This window comes from Wohlfahrtiimonas chitiniclastica (assembly GCF_002252325.1).
GTDB classification, from domain to species: Bacteria; Pseudomonadota; Gammaproteobacteria; order Cardiobacteriales; family Wohlfahrtiimonadaceae; genus Wohlfahrtiimonas; species Wohlfahrtiimonas chitiniclastica.
The window spans coordinates 53,242-69,270 of record NZ_NEFL01000001.1; the positions used below are offsets into that span (position 1 = coordinate 53,242).

The following is a 16,029-nucleotide window of genomic DNA, read 5'->3' on the forward strand; positions in this document are numbered from 1 at the left end:
AAAGGATCATGACTGTGAGTGAAGTGATGGCGGATGTGGGCGCAGCAAAGACGATCACCACCACACCATATGAGAAACAGCGCAAGCAATTGACCATTGCATTTTTCATTTGCGGCCTCTTTTTGGTGGGTTTGATTGTGTTTGCTTTTATGCGGTTACCAAAATATGAGAGCAACCAAGATGTGGCGCATTTATCCACCGTGTATGATGCCGTGCGGGACATTGATCATTACATCGACATTCAAGCCCAAGGTGGGCACATTGAGGAAGCGTTTTTAAAAGCGCGCATGCAAACCATCTCAGAAAATCTGCAAAAGGTTGAAGGGATTGATGCCAACAATGTGCTGAACATTTGGCAAAACTTTCAGCAGCAATTGGCAGAACAAAACAATGCGTTAAACGTTGTCAATAATGCCATTCGCTTAAAGCAGCGCGCGGATGCGGCCAGTCAATCCTTATATCAAGATTTAAGTGGCGTATCAAGTCAGCTGTCTGATGCGCGCTCCGTGAGTTTAGAAACCATTCGCTACATTGATCAATTGGCCAATGCGGTGGTGCGTTTACATGCGAATTTAACGCGCGTCATCAATAGCCAAGCGAAAGTGGACATTCAAACCATCTCAGAATTGACTGAAAGTTTATCGGTGGTGCAAAAGGGCTTAAATGTCTTGATGATGGGCTCGCCACAAGAGGGCGTACAAAGCATTCGTGGCTCGTTAGAAGAAGAGAGCATTTTAGAGGCGCAATTTGTGTTCAATCAATTAGCACGCGATGTGTCAAGTCTCATTAAAGATGCCAGAGGCTTAGTGCTCCTCAATCAAATGCGCACTAAATTGCAAGATGAAAAGGACACCATTCAGCGCCTATTGCAAACCACGATCGACACCGCTTATGAAGGTCAGCAAGCCTACATTCAATCGATGAATCAATATGTGCGTTTAATTTCACTGATTGCTGCCGGTGGGATTGTGCTCTTTTTCTTGATTTTTGCCTTCTTATTCTTGCGTTTAAACCGTGCGCGTTTATCCATTTTGTTTGAAAAAGATGTGAAAGATCAACGCATTGTTCAGGTGATGGCGGTGGTCGATCACTTTGTGACATTGCGTGAGCGCTTGATGACGCAATTAGATTTAGTCGCTTCATTGAACAATGAGAGCGATCGCATTTTAGCGAAAGGGCGCGAGGTGCGAGAGTCTTCACACAGCATCAGCGACATCATCAAAGAGATGCAAAATACTTATGATTACCTTGAACAAGCCTTTTCCCACGATTTGTCCCTCGTGAAAAAAGGTGGTGATGAGCACTTAGAGACACTGCGTTCAACCTTAAAAAAACAGCTCGCGTATTTTACGGAGCGTAAAGATAAAATTGCGGATGTCAAACAGACCGCATGGATGATAGAAGCGTTCTTCTCAAGCGTTGTGAGCAATACCAATGATTCTGTGGTGGCGTATCGCGAAGTGGAACAAGAATTGATGTTGATCATATCTGAGATTGATCAGTTAAATAGAGGATTGAAGGAAGAGGCATGACACAGACCATTGAACTAACTGATGCAGACGTTGTGGATGAATTAAAAGTTGCCGCTGAGTTATTGCGTGACACCCTTGAAACATTATTAGAAGATTCCGAGGATGAAGCGGAAGAAAAAGCCACGATTGCCAGTGCATTAGAAGAGATCGCCGGGATATTTACCGTATTGTCTTGGGATCATGCCGCGCAATACACCACGCAAGCGGGTAAACATGTGGCAGCATTGTCTGCCTTTGGGGAAGGGGATGCAGAAGATTTTGTGCTCCGTTACTGTTTGTTGTTAGAGCAGAGCATTGATATTTTCACAGACCTTGGGCGCATGCAAGAAAGTGATGTGGTGGAAGGCTTTGATGCGGGTGCAGAGGTCAATGAAGAGCTCAATTTAACCCTCATTAAAATGCTGCGCACCTTGTATCAAAAGCAATTATTGCAGCTCATTCGCACAAATTCGATGGAAGGCCCTTTGAATGCTTTAAATGCGTTGAGTCGTGACATTTCTGCCTCATTGCCTGAAGTCAATGGCCGTGATTGGTCGCTTCTGTCTTTTTATTTACAAGCACTGTTGAATCACGAGCGCCCGTTGAGTGTAGAAACGCACCGTTTATTGGCGCAATTAGATGGACGCTTGGCGCAATTGCTCGATCATCAAGCCATCACGCCAGATGTGAGTGAGGCGTTATTGTCCACAGTGCGCACGTTAGCCAATGGTGATCATTTCATTGAAAAGAGCATTTTAGTGCAAAATGTCTACAGCATTTCACCGGCGGTTTATAAGCGTTTTGGGCAAGCCTTGAAAGATGATTTGATCAAAATTCATGAGCAATTAGAGCGTGTTTATTTAGATCAAGCGCAGCGCATTCGCTTAGAAGAATTCATGCCATTTTTGCATAAACTCATTAAAGTACTGGATTTTATGGGCTTAAAACGCCTATCTGTATTAACGACAGATTTGGTCAATGCCATGGAGCGCCTCATCGCTGAACCGATGGAAAGCAATGAATTTAACGAGCTTGTGAGCCAATATTGGGTGCTTGAAAGCTATTTGGCAGACCTTTGGGGCACACGTGAGCAACCGGTACCTTTGTCCTACAATGAAACGCAAAATTGGGCATACATCAATGCAAAACATCGAGCCTTGAAGTTATTTGTGGCACAATATGGTCAATTGCGTGATGCGATTGCGAAAAGTAAAGATGCGGCGAAATTGGCAGAGTTACAAAAAGTGCTTTATGATTTGGTCAAAGCCGAAGGGATGCTTTCGATTGTGCACAGTTTAACGCGTTATTTTAACGATGATTTTATGCTCCGTCAGTTGTCGCAAGAGGCGCTCGGTGAAGTGGCACTTGCTGTTGAATACATCAGCAACATGCATTTAGAAAATCGTGAGGTCTCTGCACAAGTGATTGAAGGGGCAAAAGGCCATTTGCAGCGCCATCAAGCATTGACGCGTGCTTTGAACCAATATTCTGATGTGGATGTTGAGATGATCATGGCATGCAAAGAGGATTTTGATGCTTTGGTGTCAGAGTTCAGTGAGGCCATTGATGTGATGCCGATGGATGCGCGCAATTATGAAGCCCTCATTCGCATTGCACATACTTTACGTGGCAATGCAGCCTTGATGAAGCTGACAGAGGCTGAACATGCTGCCGCTGCTTTAGAACGAGCGATGACGTGCAGCAGTGCGAATGATGCGGCCGCCATCTGTGAATATCGCTTACAGTTTTTACACATTATTGAGTTGTTCAATCAATTTTTACAGCCATATCAATAGGAGTTGCCATGCCTGAGATGATCAAGTTACAAGATGTGTCCCTCTCCTTTGGGAAACGTGTCATTTTTGATGGCATGACGCTTTCGATCCCGAAAGGAAAGATCACAGCCGTGATGGGTCCATCAGGCACGGGGAAAACCACGCTGCTTAAATTGATGACCAAACAAGTGGTGCCACAATCGGGCACCATTATGGCGATGGGCAAAGATTTGTCTACCTTATCCCGCACTGAACTCTATGCGATGCGTAAACAGATGGGATTATTGTTCCAAAGTGGCGCACTGTTTACAGACATGACGGTGTATGACAATGTTGCCTTTGCCTTAAGAGAGCACACCAAACTCTCTGAAGAACTCATTAATACATTGGTGTTATTAAAATTAGAAGCGGTGGGGCTTCGCGCATTGAAGGATGCAAAGCCCTCATCATTGTCCGGCGGGCAAGCGCGTCGCGTGGCTTTAGCCCGTGCGATTGCGTTAGATCCACAATTGTTACTTTATGATGAGCCTTTTACTGGGCAAGATCCCATTTCGATGGGGGTGTTGATGCGTTTGATCAAAGATCTCAATGATGCACTCGATTTAACGAGCATCATTGTTTCCCATGATGTCGATGAAGTGCTCAGCATTGCCGATTATGTCTATATCATCAGTGGTGGGCATGTGATTGCGCACGGCACAGCCGATGAAATTCGCTCTGATGAGAATGTGCAGGTGCGTCAATTCATCGATGGTTTAGCCGATGGTCCGATGCCATTTAATCTGCCCACTGTTGCATTGAAGGATGAGTTATTGTCATGAAATTGATTGAAACAATCGGGCAAAAGACCATTGATTGCGTCAATGCCCTTGGGGAAAGCGTGGTGTTTTTCTTTGCTGTGATGCGCCACAGCGGTTATCTATTCCAAAAACCAGGATTATTTGCACGCCAAGTGTATCAATTGGGCATCTTGTCGTTACCCATCATTTTATTGAGCGGCATGTTCATTGGTATGGTGCTTGCGTTTCAAGGTTATGTTAATTTAGTGCGCTTTGGGGCAGAGGCATCTGTGGGCACTGTCACAGCATTGGCGCTCTTTCGTGAGTTGGCCTCTGTATTTACGGCATTGCTTTATACGGGGCGCGCGTGTTCATCACTCACTGCTGAAATTGGTTTGATGCGTGCCACAGAGCAGTGGTCAAGCTATGAGATGATGGCGGTGGACCCTTATCGCTATATTTTATTACCACGCTTAATGGCGGGCATCATTGTGGTGCCGATTTTAACGATTTTCTTTTCAGATGTGGGCATTTTAGGCAGTTACTACATTGCCGTTGAGGTTTTAGGGCTCGATGGCGGTGGTTACTGGTCACAAATGCAATCATCTGTCATCTTTTATGATGATATTTTCAACGGTGTCATCATTAAAAGTGTTGTGTTTGGCTTAATTTGTAACTTAGTGGCACTGCGTGAAGGTTTGCGCGGACATGCCACATCAAGTGGTGTGGCCAATTCAACAACGGCGACGGTGGTCAAAGCATCATTGCTCGTATTAGCGGCAGACTTTATTTTGACAGCACTTTTGTTCAGATGATGTTGATGCCGTGGTTTGACGTTCGTTATTCACTATTCTAATCAATAAGGTAACTCATGAAGATGATCAAAAGCATGTGGGCATCCGCCTTTTTGCTGATGGCGCTTCTCTGTTCGCTCGCCGCTGCGAATGTGGACAAAGATGATGCCGCAACAGAAGATATTTTCTTGTATAAAGCCATTCCAGGCGACAGCCTATGGAACATTGCCCAGCGCCATCTGCACAGCATTAAACTCTGGACAGAACTTAAAAAAATCAACCATTTAACCAATGATGACTACATTGAACCGGGAACGCTCATTAAAGTGCCGCGCGCTTGGCTGAAAACGAATCAATCAACCGCCACGCTCGTCAATGCCATTGGCAGCGTCACCATCATCAATGACAATGAGCAAACATTGCAATATGGGCAAGATTTTACAGATAAAGACAGCCTCATTTTAACCACTGGCGATAAGATCATCACAGGTGATGATGGGCTGGCCACCATTTTATTTAAAGATGGTTCGCGTCTATTGCTGCAAAGCAACAGTGAATTGGTGTTGAAAGATTTGATCGCGTTAGGCGATGGTTCATTGAGTGACATTAAATTAGAGCTGGAAAAAGGGCGTTTAGAGAATCGCGTTTATTCCAGCCCCATTTCTAACACCAATTATGAAGTGAAAACAGCCTCTGCCATGACATCTGTACGCGGCACAGTGTTTCGCATGGGATTGGAAAAAGATGACAACAGCGTAACGGAAGTGGTGACGGGTAAAGTTGTGGCAAAAAGTGCAGAAGAGGCAGCACAAGGCGCTGAACTCACAGCAGGTGAAGCCATCATCATCACAAAAGAGGGCGATGCCAAGAAAGTTGCGATGTTGCCGCCACCTGAATTTAAATCATTCCCACAATTGATTGAAGCCGTACCCATTCGCATTGATGTACCAAAGGCTGACAATGTCATGGGTTATGCCACAAAAGTGGTACCCGTTGGGGAAGATGAGCAAGATGCTGTGTCAAGCTTGCGTTCACAAGGTGATGTGCTGTTAGGCGGTGATCTGCCCGATGGTCGTTATCGTATGATCGTCAGTGCCATTGATGACAATGGCGTCACAGGGCAGCCTGCGAGCTATGAATTCATTTTAAATGCACGTCCATTTGCCCCAAATCTTACGACACCGGACAATCATGCCAAAGCGTTATTGAAAGATTTAACCTTTGCATGGCAAAAAGTGAACGATGAAGCAAAAACATATTATCTACAAGTGGCGCGTGATGCGGATTTCCGTGAAGTCATCATTGATGCAGACAATTTAAGTGTACCTGAATATCAGCCTAAGGATTTATTATCGGGCGTTTATTATTGGCGAGTGGCATCAATTGCGGACAATGGCAAACGTGGTCCATTTTCAAGTGTGATGGATACGCGCGTGTTGCTTGAAGATCCAAATTTAGATCATGCCCATGTGAAAACAGCGAATGTGATGCTTGAATGGGCGCCATTAGAGCGGGGCACACAATATTTGATTCAAGTGTCCAATGATCCAAGCTTTAAGCAAGTGTTGCTTGAGCATTCATTGCCAGAAACGGAACTCTTTATTGAGGATCTTGTGCCGGGCACTTATTATTTTCGCATTCAATCCACAGCATTTGATGGTTATGTGAGTGAATGGGGCTTGCCGCAATCTTTTGAGGTGTTAAATATCCCAAGCATTTCCGCAAAGCTGACGCCATAAATGATGGATAAGAAAAAACCCTGATGAATCAGGGTTTTTTTATGGAGATTATTCAGTCACTACAGGGATTTTACCGATTTTTGCTTGCCATTTAACGGGCTCAGTTTTATGCACGGATTGACCTTTGCTATCTACCGCAACGGTTACAGGCATATTTTCCACAGTGAATTCATAAATGGCTTCCATGCCCAAATCTTCAAAGGCTAAAACTTTAGAGGCTTTGATGGCTTTAGACACAAGATAAGCCGCGCCGCCCACTGCCATTAAGTAAGCAGCATTGTTATCTTTGATGGCATCAATGGCGATTTGACCGCGTTCAGCTTTACCAATCATGCCAATTAAGCCCGTTTGCTCTAGGATTTGGCGGGTGAATTTATCCATACGCGTTGCTGTTGTTGGGCCCGCAGGTCCCACCACTTCATCATGAATCGGATCCACAGGACCCACGTAATAGATCAAACGATTGGTGAAATCAACCGGTAAGGGTTCGCCTTTGTTAAGCATTTCCACCAAGCGCTTATGGGCAGCATCGCGCCCCGTTAAGATTTTACCGGTGAGCAATAAAGTTTCGCCCGGTTGCCATGTGGCCATCTCTTCTTTGGTCAAGGTGTCTAAATTCACCTGACGACCGCCGCTGCCTGTATTGGTGATTTCTGGCCAAATGTCTAAGTTTGGTGGCGTCAATACCGCAGGGCCTGTACCATCTAATGTAAAGTGTGCATGACGAGTGGCCGCGCAGTTTGGAATGATGGCGACGGGTAAGTTGGCTGCATGGGTTGGGCATTCCATGATTTTAACGTCTAACACAGTGGTTAAACCACCTAAACCTTGCGCGCCGATGCCAAGGGCGTTGACTTTGTCATAGAGCTCTAAACGAATCTCTTCAGAGCGATTTTGTGGGCCTCTGGCCATCAACTCTTGAATGTCGATCGGCTGCATGAGGGATTTTTTGGCCATGAGCATCGCTTCTTCAGCCGTACCGCCCACGCCAATCCCTAAAATGCCTGGAGGACACCAGCCGGCACCCATTTCTGGCACTTTTTGTAACACCCAATCCACCACGGAATCAGAAGGGTTGAGCATCGCAAATTTAGTTTTGGCTTCACTGCCGCCACCTTTTGCGGCCACATGAATGTCTAATCGATCACCGGGGACGATGTCATAATGGATCACCGCAGGTGTATTGTCTTTGGTGTTGATGCGTTTGCCCATCGGGTCAGCAAGGACGGAGGCACGCAAAATATTGTCAGGATCAGTATAGGCTTTCGCTACGCCTTCATTGATGGCTTGCGTGACATCAAAGCCATCTTCAAAACGTACGTTGGTGCCGATCTCTACAAACACAGTCACGATGCCAGTGTCTTGGCAGATCGGGCGGCGACCTTCCGCACACATGCGTGAATTGATGAGGATTTGCGCCATTGCATCTTTAGCCGCTTGAGATTCTTCGCGCTCATAGGCAGCCGTTAAATTTTTAATGTAATCTTCAGGGTGATAATAAGAGATGAACTGCAAGCTATCATGAATAGATTGCACGAGATCATCACGTTTAATAATAGTCACGTTACGCTCCTTTGTGAATGATTTTGGTGGTGGACAAGCCGCAAAAATCATACCACAAAAGCGCAATATTTATCACTGCTTAAGCATGGAAAGGACTGCGATTAAGGGTTTTAAAAGGTAAAACTTGCCAGCCTTCTAGATTTGCTAAATCCATCAATTGTGCCATTTGTGATTCTGTGGGCACATCGATGTAAATACAGGCGCCGGTACCTGTAATTTTTGGCATCACACCAATGTTCGTCAATTGTGTGAGATAGCGTCCCATTTGAGGATAGAGTGCAATAATCGCAGAGGTACAATCATTGAGATAAGGTTGATCTGGCGATTGTGGCAACATCCGGTGATTGCGCGCTAAATGTTCTGATTGAAACACTTTTTGCGTGCTGATGGCAATCGGCGGCACGATGAGATATTGCTCGCTTTCCTCTGGCATCATCGGGATGAATTGATCCCCAATGCCTTCTGCCCATGCGCTTTGTCCATAGATGAAGATTGGCACATCTGCCCCAAGTGTGCGCCCTAAGGCTTGCAACGTTTCAGAAGAGTAATGCAAGCCATACAGTTCATTGATCGCCATCAACGCCGTTGCGGCATTCGAGCTGCCACCACCTAAGCCTGCACCCATCGGAATGTGTTTATCTAAAGTAATGGTCACGCCTGTGGTGCGCCCACTTTTCGCTTGTAATAAGCGAATGGCTTTAACGATCAGATCATTGCCTTCATGAATGAATTCATTGTGATAATCCGCCACAATCTGATCATCCGTCCGCAGTTCAAAACCTAAAGTGTCCGTCAAAGAGATGAACTGAAAGATCGTTTGTAGGTAATGATAGCCATTGTCCTCTTGGCGGACGATGCGCAAAAAGCGATTGATCTTCGCAGGGGCAGGGTAATAATGCATCATCAGTACAACCAGTGCTCCACTAAGAGGCGTAAACGCACATTGTCACGGGTGAGCTCGATGGTTTTTGGAATGTCACGCTGTTTGTAATGACCCCATTTTTTATATTCCACATGCCAGCCATCTTCATCAAAGGATTCAATGCGGTTTTGTGCATCGCGTTTAACGAGGGTAGAAGCCGCACCGGGTTCGCCCACGATCCAACTCGTCATCCCAGAAATTGGCCAATCAAAGCCTGTGATCTCACTAAAGAGCACATCTGGAGATTCGCTTTTATAGGTTTGATCATCGGTTTTAAGGGTGCTTTCGGTGGGCGTCACCACTAAATCAATGCGACCACTGCCAAGCGGACCTTGGATGATCACTTTTAAATTTTCAGGGGAAATTTGCTGCCAATTAAAGCTTGCTTGTCCACTGTTGTTTGGCGCTTTTAAAGCTGCTCGACCAATGGCAGTATAGCTTTCAAGGGGTTGATTCGGGTCAGGAATGTGCGTGGCACAGCCTGTAATGATGAGCATTGCAGCCGCGGCAAGCCCTAAACGTTTGATGGACATAGTGGAGTTCTCAAGTTAAAAATTGTGAAAACTGTAACAAGGATTGCCTAAATTGTAAACGGACAATGAAAAACACCCGCACTGAATGCGGGTGTAGAGGGTGTAACTTTAGTGGTTATTCAACATTGTGTTGGCGATCAATGAAGGCTTGTGGGTATTTTCTAAAGCCTTTGGTGACAAATGCCAAATAAATGATACCAATGCTGCCCCAAACCAAACCAATTTGTAATGCCATGGCTTCTAAGTTGTACCATAAATAACCGATACAAAGCATACCAAGGAACGGTAAGAACAAATAATGGAAAGTGTTGCGGAATCCTGATTTTTGATTGTCTCTGAAGTAGTATTGCGCGATTACACAAACGTTCACAATGAAGAATGCCGTCAATGCACCAAAGTTCACTAAGTGAAGGGCAAAGTCTAAATCAAAGAAACCTGCGCTCAACGATACAATCCCAACGATTAAAATATTAATGGAAGGTGTTTTGTATTTAGGATTGATATAACCGAATGTTTTTTTCGGGAATACGCCATCGCGACCCATCACATACATCATGCGAGATACGCCCGTATGTGCCGCTAAACCTGAGGCAAATACTGCAAAAATCGCTAACCACAATCCGATGGATTGGAAGAATGTTGCGGCTAAGAACTTACCTAAAGAGCGTTCTGCGGCATACAACAAGACTTCTGGCTGGCTCTCTTCAGGGTTGACGAATGTATAACCTTCAAAGAAAAGCTGCATAAAGTAAGTGATGAAAATGAAGATGATCCCGCCAATTAAAGTGGTTAAGAAGATCGCTTTCGGTACAGCTTTAGCGGCATCTTTGGCCTCTTCAGACAAGGAACTTAAACCATCAAATCCTAAGAAGGAGAAACACAAGATTGCAGAACCGGCCGCCACTGCACTGATGGACATCTCAGGGCTGATGAATGGTTTTGCGCTCACGAGTGTCGCTGCGCCCACTTGATCAAAGTATAAACCTTTTACCACGAGCACAAGGAAAATCAACATCAATAACAATTGGAAGAATACAATGATGCTGTTAAAGCTTGCGACCATTTCAATACCACGGTAATTGATATAGGTCATCATCGCTGCTAACGGCACAACGTACCACCAAATGCTGATTTCGGCACTAAATTGCGTTTTTAAATAGATGGTTGCAAGGAGGATGTTGATCATCGGATTGAATAGGTAATCCAATAATGTACACCAACCGATCACAAAACCCACATTAGGATTAATGGATTTTTGTGCGTAAGTATAAGCAGAACCTGCCGATGGAAAGCGTCGAACCATTTTCCCATAGCTCAAAGCTGTGAACATCATCGCAACGAGGGTCACAATATAAGCTGTTGGAACATGTCCGCCCGTACCATCACTCACAATGCCGAAGGTATCGAACACCGTCATAGGCTGCATATAAGCTAAACCGATCATTACAAGTTGCCAGAGGACTAAAGTTTTCTGCAAGCTTGCTGAACCGTTATTGGTAACGTTAGGAGATAACGTTTGGTTGTTTGTTAACATAAGTTTATTTCCCCCAGCCGTTTAATGGCATGTTGAAAGAGAGATAAATATGCGCGTTAATTCAAAAGAATTATTGCCCCCTTGTGATCGAGCAAAATACCCAATATTAAATTTTGCTCTAAAAAAAATTCCTCATAAGGATATGAGGAATCAGGGAATTTTACATTATTTTTTGCGTTTGGCTACATTTTTTTGCCCAAAAGTGCTGTTTTTTTTCTAAACCCATCATTTATAAGACATTATCTGACAAACTAGCAGCCGCCATTGTTGCAAGAGAGTCCCCACACTCAATAAACGGGGATGATGGCAACAATAAGAAAATTAAGTGTGCATTTGCGGTGCGATTAAATGGGTGATCTTGTGGATCACCAAACGCATAAAAATGATCATCACTCATGGCAAGGGTATTGAGGGTTTCTATTTTTTGCTCATCGAGCACATCAGTGGTTGAGAACCTGTTAAGAATAGAGAAATGAGTATAAAAAAAGGCCCGAAGGCCCTTTGTGTCAGATCACCTTATGCCGGTTGATCATCTAAGATTTTTTGGCTGAGTTTACGTGCCTTACGACGCATCAATGCTTTATTCCAACGCACTTTTTGCTCTTCGCTTTCAATGCAAAGGGGTGGCACTTTGGTGGATTTACCATCTTTGACGGCAACCATTGTAAAGTAACAGCTGTTGGTGTGACGTTTTTGACGGGTGGTGATATTTTCTGCTTCAACACGCACGCCAATTTCCATCGATGAGTTACCCACATAGTTCACGGAGGCTTTAAAGGTCACCAATTCTTGTACATGAATGGGTTCTTTAAACAGCACATAGTCCACAGATAAGGTCACTACATATTGCCCAGCATAACGACTGGCACAGCTATAAGCCACTTGGTCTAACAGTTTTAATAAATCACCACCGTGGACATTGCCAGAGAAGTTGGCCATGTCTGGGGTCATCAATACTGTCATTTCGAGTTCACGCTCTGGCGCAAGTACAGTTGTTGTTTCGTCGCTCATTTCAATCTCTTTATCAGTTTGTAAAATACTCAATGTAAGTCAATCGCCCTGCAATGATAAACACGAGGGTGATGAAAAGTGGTTTAATGAATTTTTCGCCATAACGAATGGCGCTGCGGGCACCAATGTAGCTGCCTAACATAAATCCAACCACCATAAATGCACCCATGAACCATGCCACTTTTCCTGCCACAGCAAAGATCACAAGTGCGGCGATGTTACTCATGCTATTCATTAAGCGAGCAACACCGGATGCCACTAAAAAATCTTGGTTAAAAATACGATTATACAATACCGTCCAAAACGATCCTGTGCCCGGGCCAATGAAACCATCATAAAAGCCAAGGCCAAGCCCCGAGGCAATTTGCTTAGGTTGAGAGACAACGCCATCTTCCGATTGTGCCTGTTTTCTTGATTTAGGGATCAGCATGTAAATGCCCACAGCAATCAATAGCGGCGGAATCATCTTTTTGATGAAGCTTGGGTCTAAACTTAGCAGCAATAAAGCGCCTGTAAAACTCCCAATTAAAGTCATCAATGCGCACCAAATCCACTCTTTAGGGCGGATCACTTTGCGCTTAATGTATTCCCAAGCGGCTAGAGATGTGCCAAAGACGCCCATGTATTTACCCATTGAGAGCGCCACATGAGGCGGCGCGCCAATGCTGAGCATTAAAGGCGCGGTGATTAAGCCGCCACCCCCTGCAATGGAATCCACAAAGCCTGCTAAAATGGCTGCGGCAAATAAAATCACAAACAGCCACAGGCTCGGATCGTAATAGTTCATGCTCACTCCAATGTGGAGCAGTATTGATCCATGCTCGGTCTTGCAAAAGTTTTTGGCTCTTTATCCGCATAGCCATACCACAGCATGCCAACGATCTCTTCTTTGTCGGCATCCACGCCACAAATCTCATACCATTTTTCGGTTTCAAAGAGGGAGGCTGTGGACCATTTTGAGCCAATGCCACGCTCATCAAGAGCCAGCATTAAAATGTACATGGCAATTGAAATTGTGGCGTAATCTTCTTTCGTGACTTTTGGCTCCGCACCACGTTTTTGCGTCACCAATAACCAACCGGGAATGTTTGACCATTTTTGGATCTTTTGATCCGCCGTTTCTTTAGATTTCACCGCAAAGGAATCATAGGCATATTGCAACAGTGCGCTGCGCACATCGCCTTTGACTTTATAAAAATGATACGGGAATGTCAGATGATGATTCGGTGCATGCACCACTAAGCGTAGTGCTTCATCAATGATGGATTCATCCACTGCCACAGGTTTGTAGTGATGAATGGTGCGACGTTTTGTGACAATCTCTTGAATGCTCATAGTGATCTGCTCAATTGTTCCGCAAGGTTTTTAGAGAGTGAATCAGACAAATGGCTGTTCACTAGCGAATGCACATCATTCTTATCTGCTTTGGGTAAAAAATCAAGTTGTGAGAATGGCGTGGCTAAACGGGCGGCCACTTGTGGATTGATTTTGTCGATCATCACAATGTTCTCAAGCAACCATGGATAGAATACGCTAGGTTGCTGATAGAGCGCCACTTTATTTTGTCCAAAGGCAGAAAAGAGCGAGCGCACGCGGTTCGGATTGTGCATGTTAAAGGCAGGGTGCGCGCGTAATAAATTGAGCTGATCTAACGTAATGTACGGGCTGCTCGCTTGCAATGAGAACCATTTGTCCACCACCGATGGATAATGCTTAAACTGCTCTAAAAAGAGATTCAGCAAAGTCTCTTGAGTGCTGTGGTTATTCATAACCGCGGCGCGAAGGGCAGCCATGCGATCAGTCATGTTTGTGGCTGCTTCATATTGGCGCGTGACCGTCAATTCATGCTGGGGCAATTTTGCTAAATACGCCAACACGCAGTTTTTTAGATCGCGTGCAGCGGTATTGCCAATGGCCATGTTTTCATAAATGGCAAGCCACTCTTTTTCATAGCGTTTTGCGGCATGGGTCATCACTGCTTCAAGATCCGTCCAGATTTTATGAAGATTCTTTTCACGGCTCGTGCGCTGAATGAATTCAGCATGTGGCGGTGTTAAGAATAGGGCATAAAAATTCGGTGCCGTTTTACACAGTGTCAACAAATATGCCAAAGGATCACTGAAGCGCTGTTGTTTTTCTTCCAGCGTTAAATCAGGGTTGCCAATGATGTTTGCAATGTAGCGCTGCGCTGCTTCCCAACGGGCAAAGTCATCGGTGTCATAATAGGCAATCGTCAATAATTCATCGGTGCTGTAATCATAATTTAACAATACAGGCGCTGAAAAATCACGCAGTAAAGAGACCGCGGCTGTTTGATCTTCGCAAGGAATGAAGCATTCATCTTCCCAAGCATTTAAGATGAAGAGATCTTCATGCAACATATCACCCTCTTTGCTGATGAGGGCAAAGTTAATGGGAATGAGCTGTGGTTTAAGATTCTCACCTTCTGCGCTTAAATACTGCTTAAAGTGTAATGTGATGCCATGATCATTCACGGTTTTGGTCACATGCAGCTGTGGTGTGCCGGCTTGGCTGTACCAATGTTCTAAGCCGGAAAGATCTGCGTTGTTTGCCTCTGCCATTGACTGCAAAAAGTCATCACATGTGGCAGCGGTACCATCAAAACGATCTAAATAGTGGTTAAGCCCACGTTTAAAGCCCTCTTGACCGAGCAAAGTTTGATACAAACGCACCACTTCAGCGCCTTTTTCATAAACCGTTGTGGTGTAAAAGTTACGCATTTCCACATAACTTTCTGGGCGAATCGGATGTTTTAATGGGCCCGCATCTTCTGGGAATTGATAGTTCCTGAGCATTTTGACATCATCAATGCGCTTTAAGCCACGATGACGCAAATCCGCTGTGAACTCTTGATCACGGAACACCGTTAACCCCTCTTTTAAAGAGAGCTGAAACCAATCGCGACACGTGACGCGGTTACCTGTCCAATTGTGGAAATATTCATGCCCAATGATGGATTCGATAGTCTCAAAATCTGCATCGGTGGCAATTTCTGAATTTGCGAGCACATATTTGGCATTGAAAATATTGAGCCCTTTATTTTCCATCGCGCCGCCATTGAAATCATGGATGGCAACGATGTTGTATTGATCCACATCGCACACCAAATCAAAGCGTTTTTCATCCCATTCCATCGCACGTTTAAGGGCGCCAAGGGCATAATGGCATTGTTCTAATTCATTGTGCGCTGCATAAATGCGAAGCTGAACTGGCGTACCATTTGGGCGCATGTGTTGATCTTCAATGAAGCCTAAATCACCGGCAACCAATGCAAAGAGGTAACTCGGCTTTGGAAATGGATCGTGCCAGATCGCTTGATGCAAGCCGTTGTCTAAGGTTTTCGCTTCAATCAAATTACCATTAGAGAGCAATACGGGGCATTTTTCTTGATCCGCAATGATGGTGACGGTGTATTTCGCCATGATGTCCGGGCGATCAGGGAAATAGGTGATGTTGCGAAAGCCTTCAGGCTCGCAATCGGTACAGAAAATGCCATTTGATAGATACAATCCTTCAAGCGCAGTATTATTGGCAGGTTTTAAGCGGTTTGAAAGGGTGATGGTGATGGCATCATCCATTAAATCTGTCAGATGAATGTTGTCATCCATGATGGTGAGTTCATGAATGTTGAGTGCGGTGCCATTGATGGAGAGCGCAATGAGCTCAGAGGTCGGCGTGCCATTTAAAATCACTGTGCGTCCAGCGGTGGCAGGATTTTTTTGCAAAGTTAAAGTGGTGGTGACCAATGTGTCCACCGGCTTTAATTCAAAGGTGAGGGCAACGTCACTGACGGTAAAGTCAGGGGCTTGATAATCTTGGCGCAAGACTTTTTTTAATACAGGCATAA

The 16,029-nt window shown here is 44.8% G+C and carries 13 protein-coding genes; 5 read left to right on the forward strand and 8 right to left on the reverse strand.

What is annotated here, in order from left to right; translation table 11 throughout:
* The first annotated feature begins 8 nt into the window (after positions 1-8).
* From B9T10_RS00290 to B9T10_RS00310, 5 genes are read left to right on the forward strand one after another with little or no spacing between them, the layout of a single operon-like run.
* Positions 9-1,532 (forward strand): hypothetical protein, encoded by a 1,524-nt coding sequence (locus B9T10_RS00290; RefSeq protein ID WP_094537524.1) that lies wholly within the window; start codon positions 9-11, stop codon positions 1,530-1,532.
* Positions 1,529-3,307, forward strand: a complete 1,779-nt coding sequence (locus B9T10_RS00295) for a FimL-related protein (protein WP_094537525.1) — start codon at positions 1,529-1,531, stop codon at positions 3,305-3,307. Before B9T10_RS00290 ends, B9T10_RS00295 begins: the two co-directional genes overlap by 4 nt.
* Before the next feature lie 8 nt (positions 3,308-3,315).
* Entirely contained in the window at positions 3,316-4,107 is a 792-nt protein-coding gene (locus B9T10_RS00300) for an ABC transporter ATP-binding protein (RefSeq protein ID WP_008314127.1), read from the forward strand.
* Complete coding sequence (gene mlaE, locus B9T10_RS00305; protein ID WP_008314128.1) at positions 4,104-4,880, forward strand: lipid asymmetry maintenance ABC transporter permease subunit MlaE; 777 nt, start codon at positions 4,104-4,106, stop codon at positions 4,878-4,880. Before B9T10_RS00300 ends, mlaE begins: the two co-directional genes overlap by 4 nt.
* Before the next feature lie 56 nt (positions 4,881-4,936).
* Positions 4,937-6,598, forward strand: coding sequence for a FecR family protein (locus B9T10_RS00310; protein WP_094537526.1), 1,662 nt, complete (start codon positions 4,937-4,939; stop codon positions 6,596-6,598).
* A gap of 48 nt (positions 6,599-6,646) precedes the next feature.
* Here B9T10_RS00310 and B9T10_RS00315 read toward each other — a convergent pair whose 3' ends face one another.
* From B9T10_RS00315 to pepN, 8 genes are all read right to left on the reverse strand, one after another.
* Complete coding sequence (locus tag B9T10_RS00315) at positions 6,647-8,161, reverse strand: fumarate hydratase (protein WP_018123035.1); 1,515 nt, start codon at positions 8,159-8,161, stop codon at positions 6,647-6,649.
* Between the two features lie 79 nt (positions 8,162-8,240).
* The gene (gene ispE, locus B9T10_RS00320) at positions 8,241-9,065 is read right to left on the reverse strand and encodes a 4-(cytidine 5'-diphospho)-2-C-methyl-D-erythritol kinase (protein ID WP_094537527.1); all 825 of its coding nucleotides are present in this window, start codon (positions 9,063-9,065) and stop codon (positions 8,241-8,243) included.
* Positions 9,065-9,616, reverse strand: coding sequence for a lipoprotein insertase outer membrane protein LolB (lolB, locus tag B9T10_RS00325; RefSeq protein ID WP_018123037.1), 552 nt, complete (start codon positions 9,614-9,616; stop codon positions 9,065-9,067). Before lolB ends, ispE begins: the two co-directional genes overlap by 1 nt.
* 115 nt (positions 9,617-9,731) lie before the next feature.
* Positions 9,732-11,150 carry an APC family permease gene (locus tag B9T10_RS00330; protein WP_008314133.1) on the reverse strand — a complete coding sequence of 473 codons (1,419 nt, stop codon included), beginning with the start codon at positions 11,148-11,150 and terminating at the stop codon, positions 9,732-9,734.
* A 516-nt stretch (positions 11,151-11,666) separates the two neighbouring features.
* Positions 11,667-12,161 (reverse strand): acyl-CoA thioesterase, encoded by a 495-nt coding sequence (locus B9T10_RS00340; protein WP_008314135.1) that lies wholly within the window; start codon positions 12,159-12,161, stop codon positions 11,667-11,669.
* Between the two features lie 13 nt (positions 12,162-12,174).
* Complete coding sequence (locus B9T10_RS00345) at positions 12,175-12,948, reverse strand: TSUP family transporter (protein ID WP_063503327.1); 774 nt, start codon at positions 12,946-12,948, stop codon at positions 12,175-12,177.
* 2 nt (positions 12,949-12,950) lie between these two features.
* Entirely contained in the window at positions 12,951-13,496 is a 546-nt protein-coding gene (locus tag B9T10_RS00350) for a nitroreductase family protein (protein ID WP_008314137.1), read from the reverse strand.
* Complete coding sequence (pepN, locus tag B9T10_RS00355; protein WP_094537529.1) at positions 13,493-16,027, reverse strand: aminopeptidase N; 2,535 nt, start codon at positions 16,025-16,027, stop codon at positions 13,493-13,495. The genes B9T10_RS00350 and pepN overlap by 4 nt, the downstream gene beginning before the upstream one ends.
* Positions 16,028-16,029 lie beyond the last annotated feature (2 nt).

What these genes read in the sequence shown, in the direction of transcription:
- B9T10_RS00310 (WP_094537526.1), top strand. Translation starts at nt 4,937, where the DNA reads ATGAAGATGATCAAAAGCATGTGGGCATCCGCCTTTTTGCTGATGGCG.
- ispE (WP_094537527.1), bottom strand. Translation starts at nt 9,065, where the DNA reads ATGATGCATTATTACCCTGCCCCTGCGAAGATCAATCGCTTTTTGCGC.
- mlaE (WP_008314128.1), top strand. Translation starts at nt 4,104, where the DNA reads ATGAAATTGATTGAAACAATCGGGCAAAAGACCATTGATTGCGTCAAT.
- B9T10_RS00290 (WP_094537524.1), top strand. Translation starts at nt 9, where the DNA reads ATGACTGTGAGTGAAGTGATGGCGGATGTGGGCGCAGCAAAGACGATC.
- B9T10_RS00300 (WP_008314127.1), top strand. Translation starts at nt 3,316, where the DNA reads ATGCCTGAGATGATCAAGTTACAAGATGTGTCCCTCTCCTTTGGGAAA.
- lolB (WP_018123037.1), bottom strand. Translation starts at nt 9,616, where the DNA reads ATGTCCATCAAACGTTTAGGGCTTGCCGCGGCTGCAATGCTCATCATT.
- B9T10_RS00350 (WP_008314137.1), bottom strand. Translation starts at nt 13,496, where the DNA reads ATGAGCATTCAAGAGATTGTCACAAAACGTCGCACCATTCATCACTAC.
- B9T10_RS00330 (WP_008314133.1), bottom strand. Translation starts at nt 11,150, where the DNA reads ATGTTAACAAACAACCAAACGTTATCTCCTAACGTTACCAATAACGGT.
- B9T10_RS00295 (WP_094537525.1), top strand. Translation starts at nt 1,529, where the DNA reads ATGACACAGACCATTGAACTAACTGATGCAGACGTTGTGGATGAATTA.
- B9T10_RS00340 (WP_008314135.1), bottom strand. Translation starts at nt 12,161, where the DNA reads ATGAGCGACGAAACAACAACTGTACTTGCGCCAGAGCGTGAACTCGAA.
- pepN (WP_094537529.1), bottom strand. Translation starts at nt 16,027, where the DNA reads ATGCCTGTATTAAAAAAAGTCTTGCGCCAAGATTATCAAGCCCCTGAC.
- B9T10_RS00345 (WP_063503327.1), bottom strand. Translation starts at nt 12,948, where the DNA reads ATGAACTATTACGATCCGAGCCTGTGGCTGTTTGTGATTTTATTTGCC.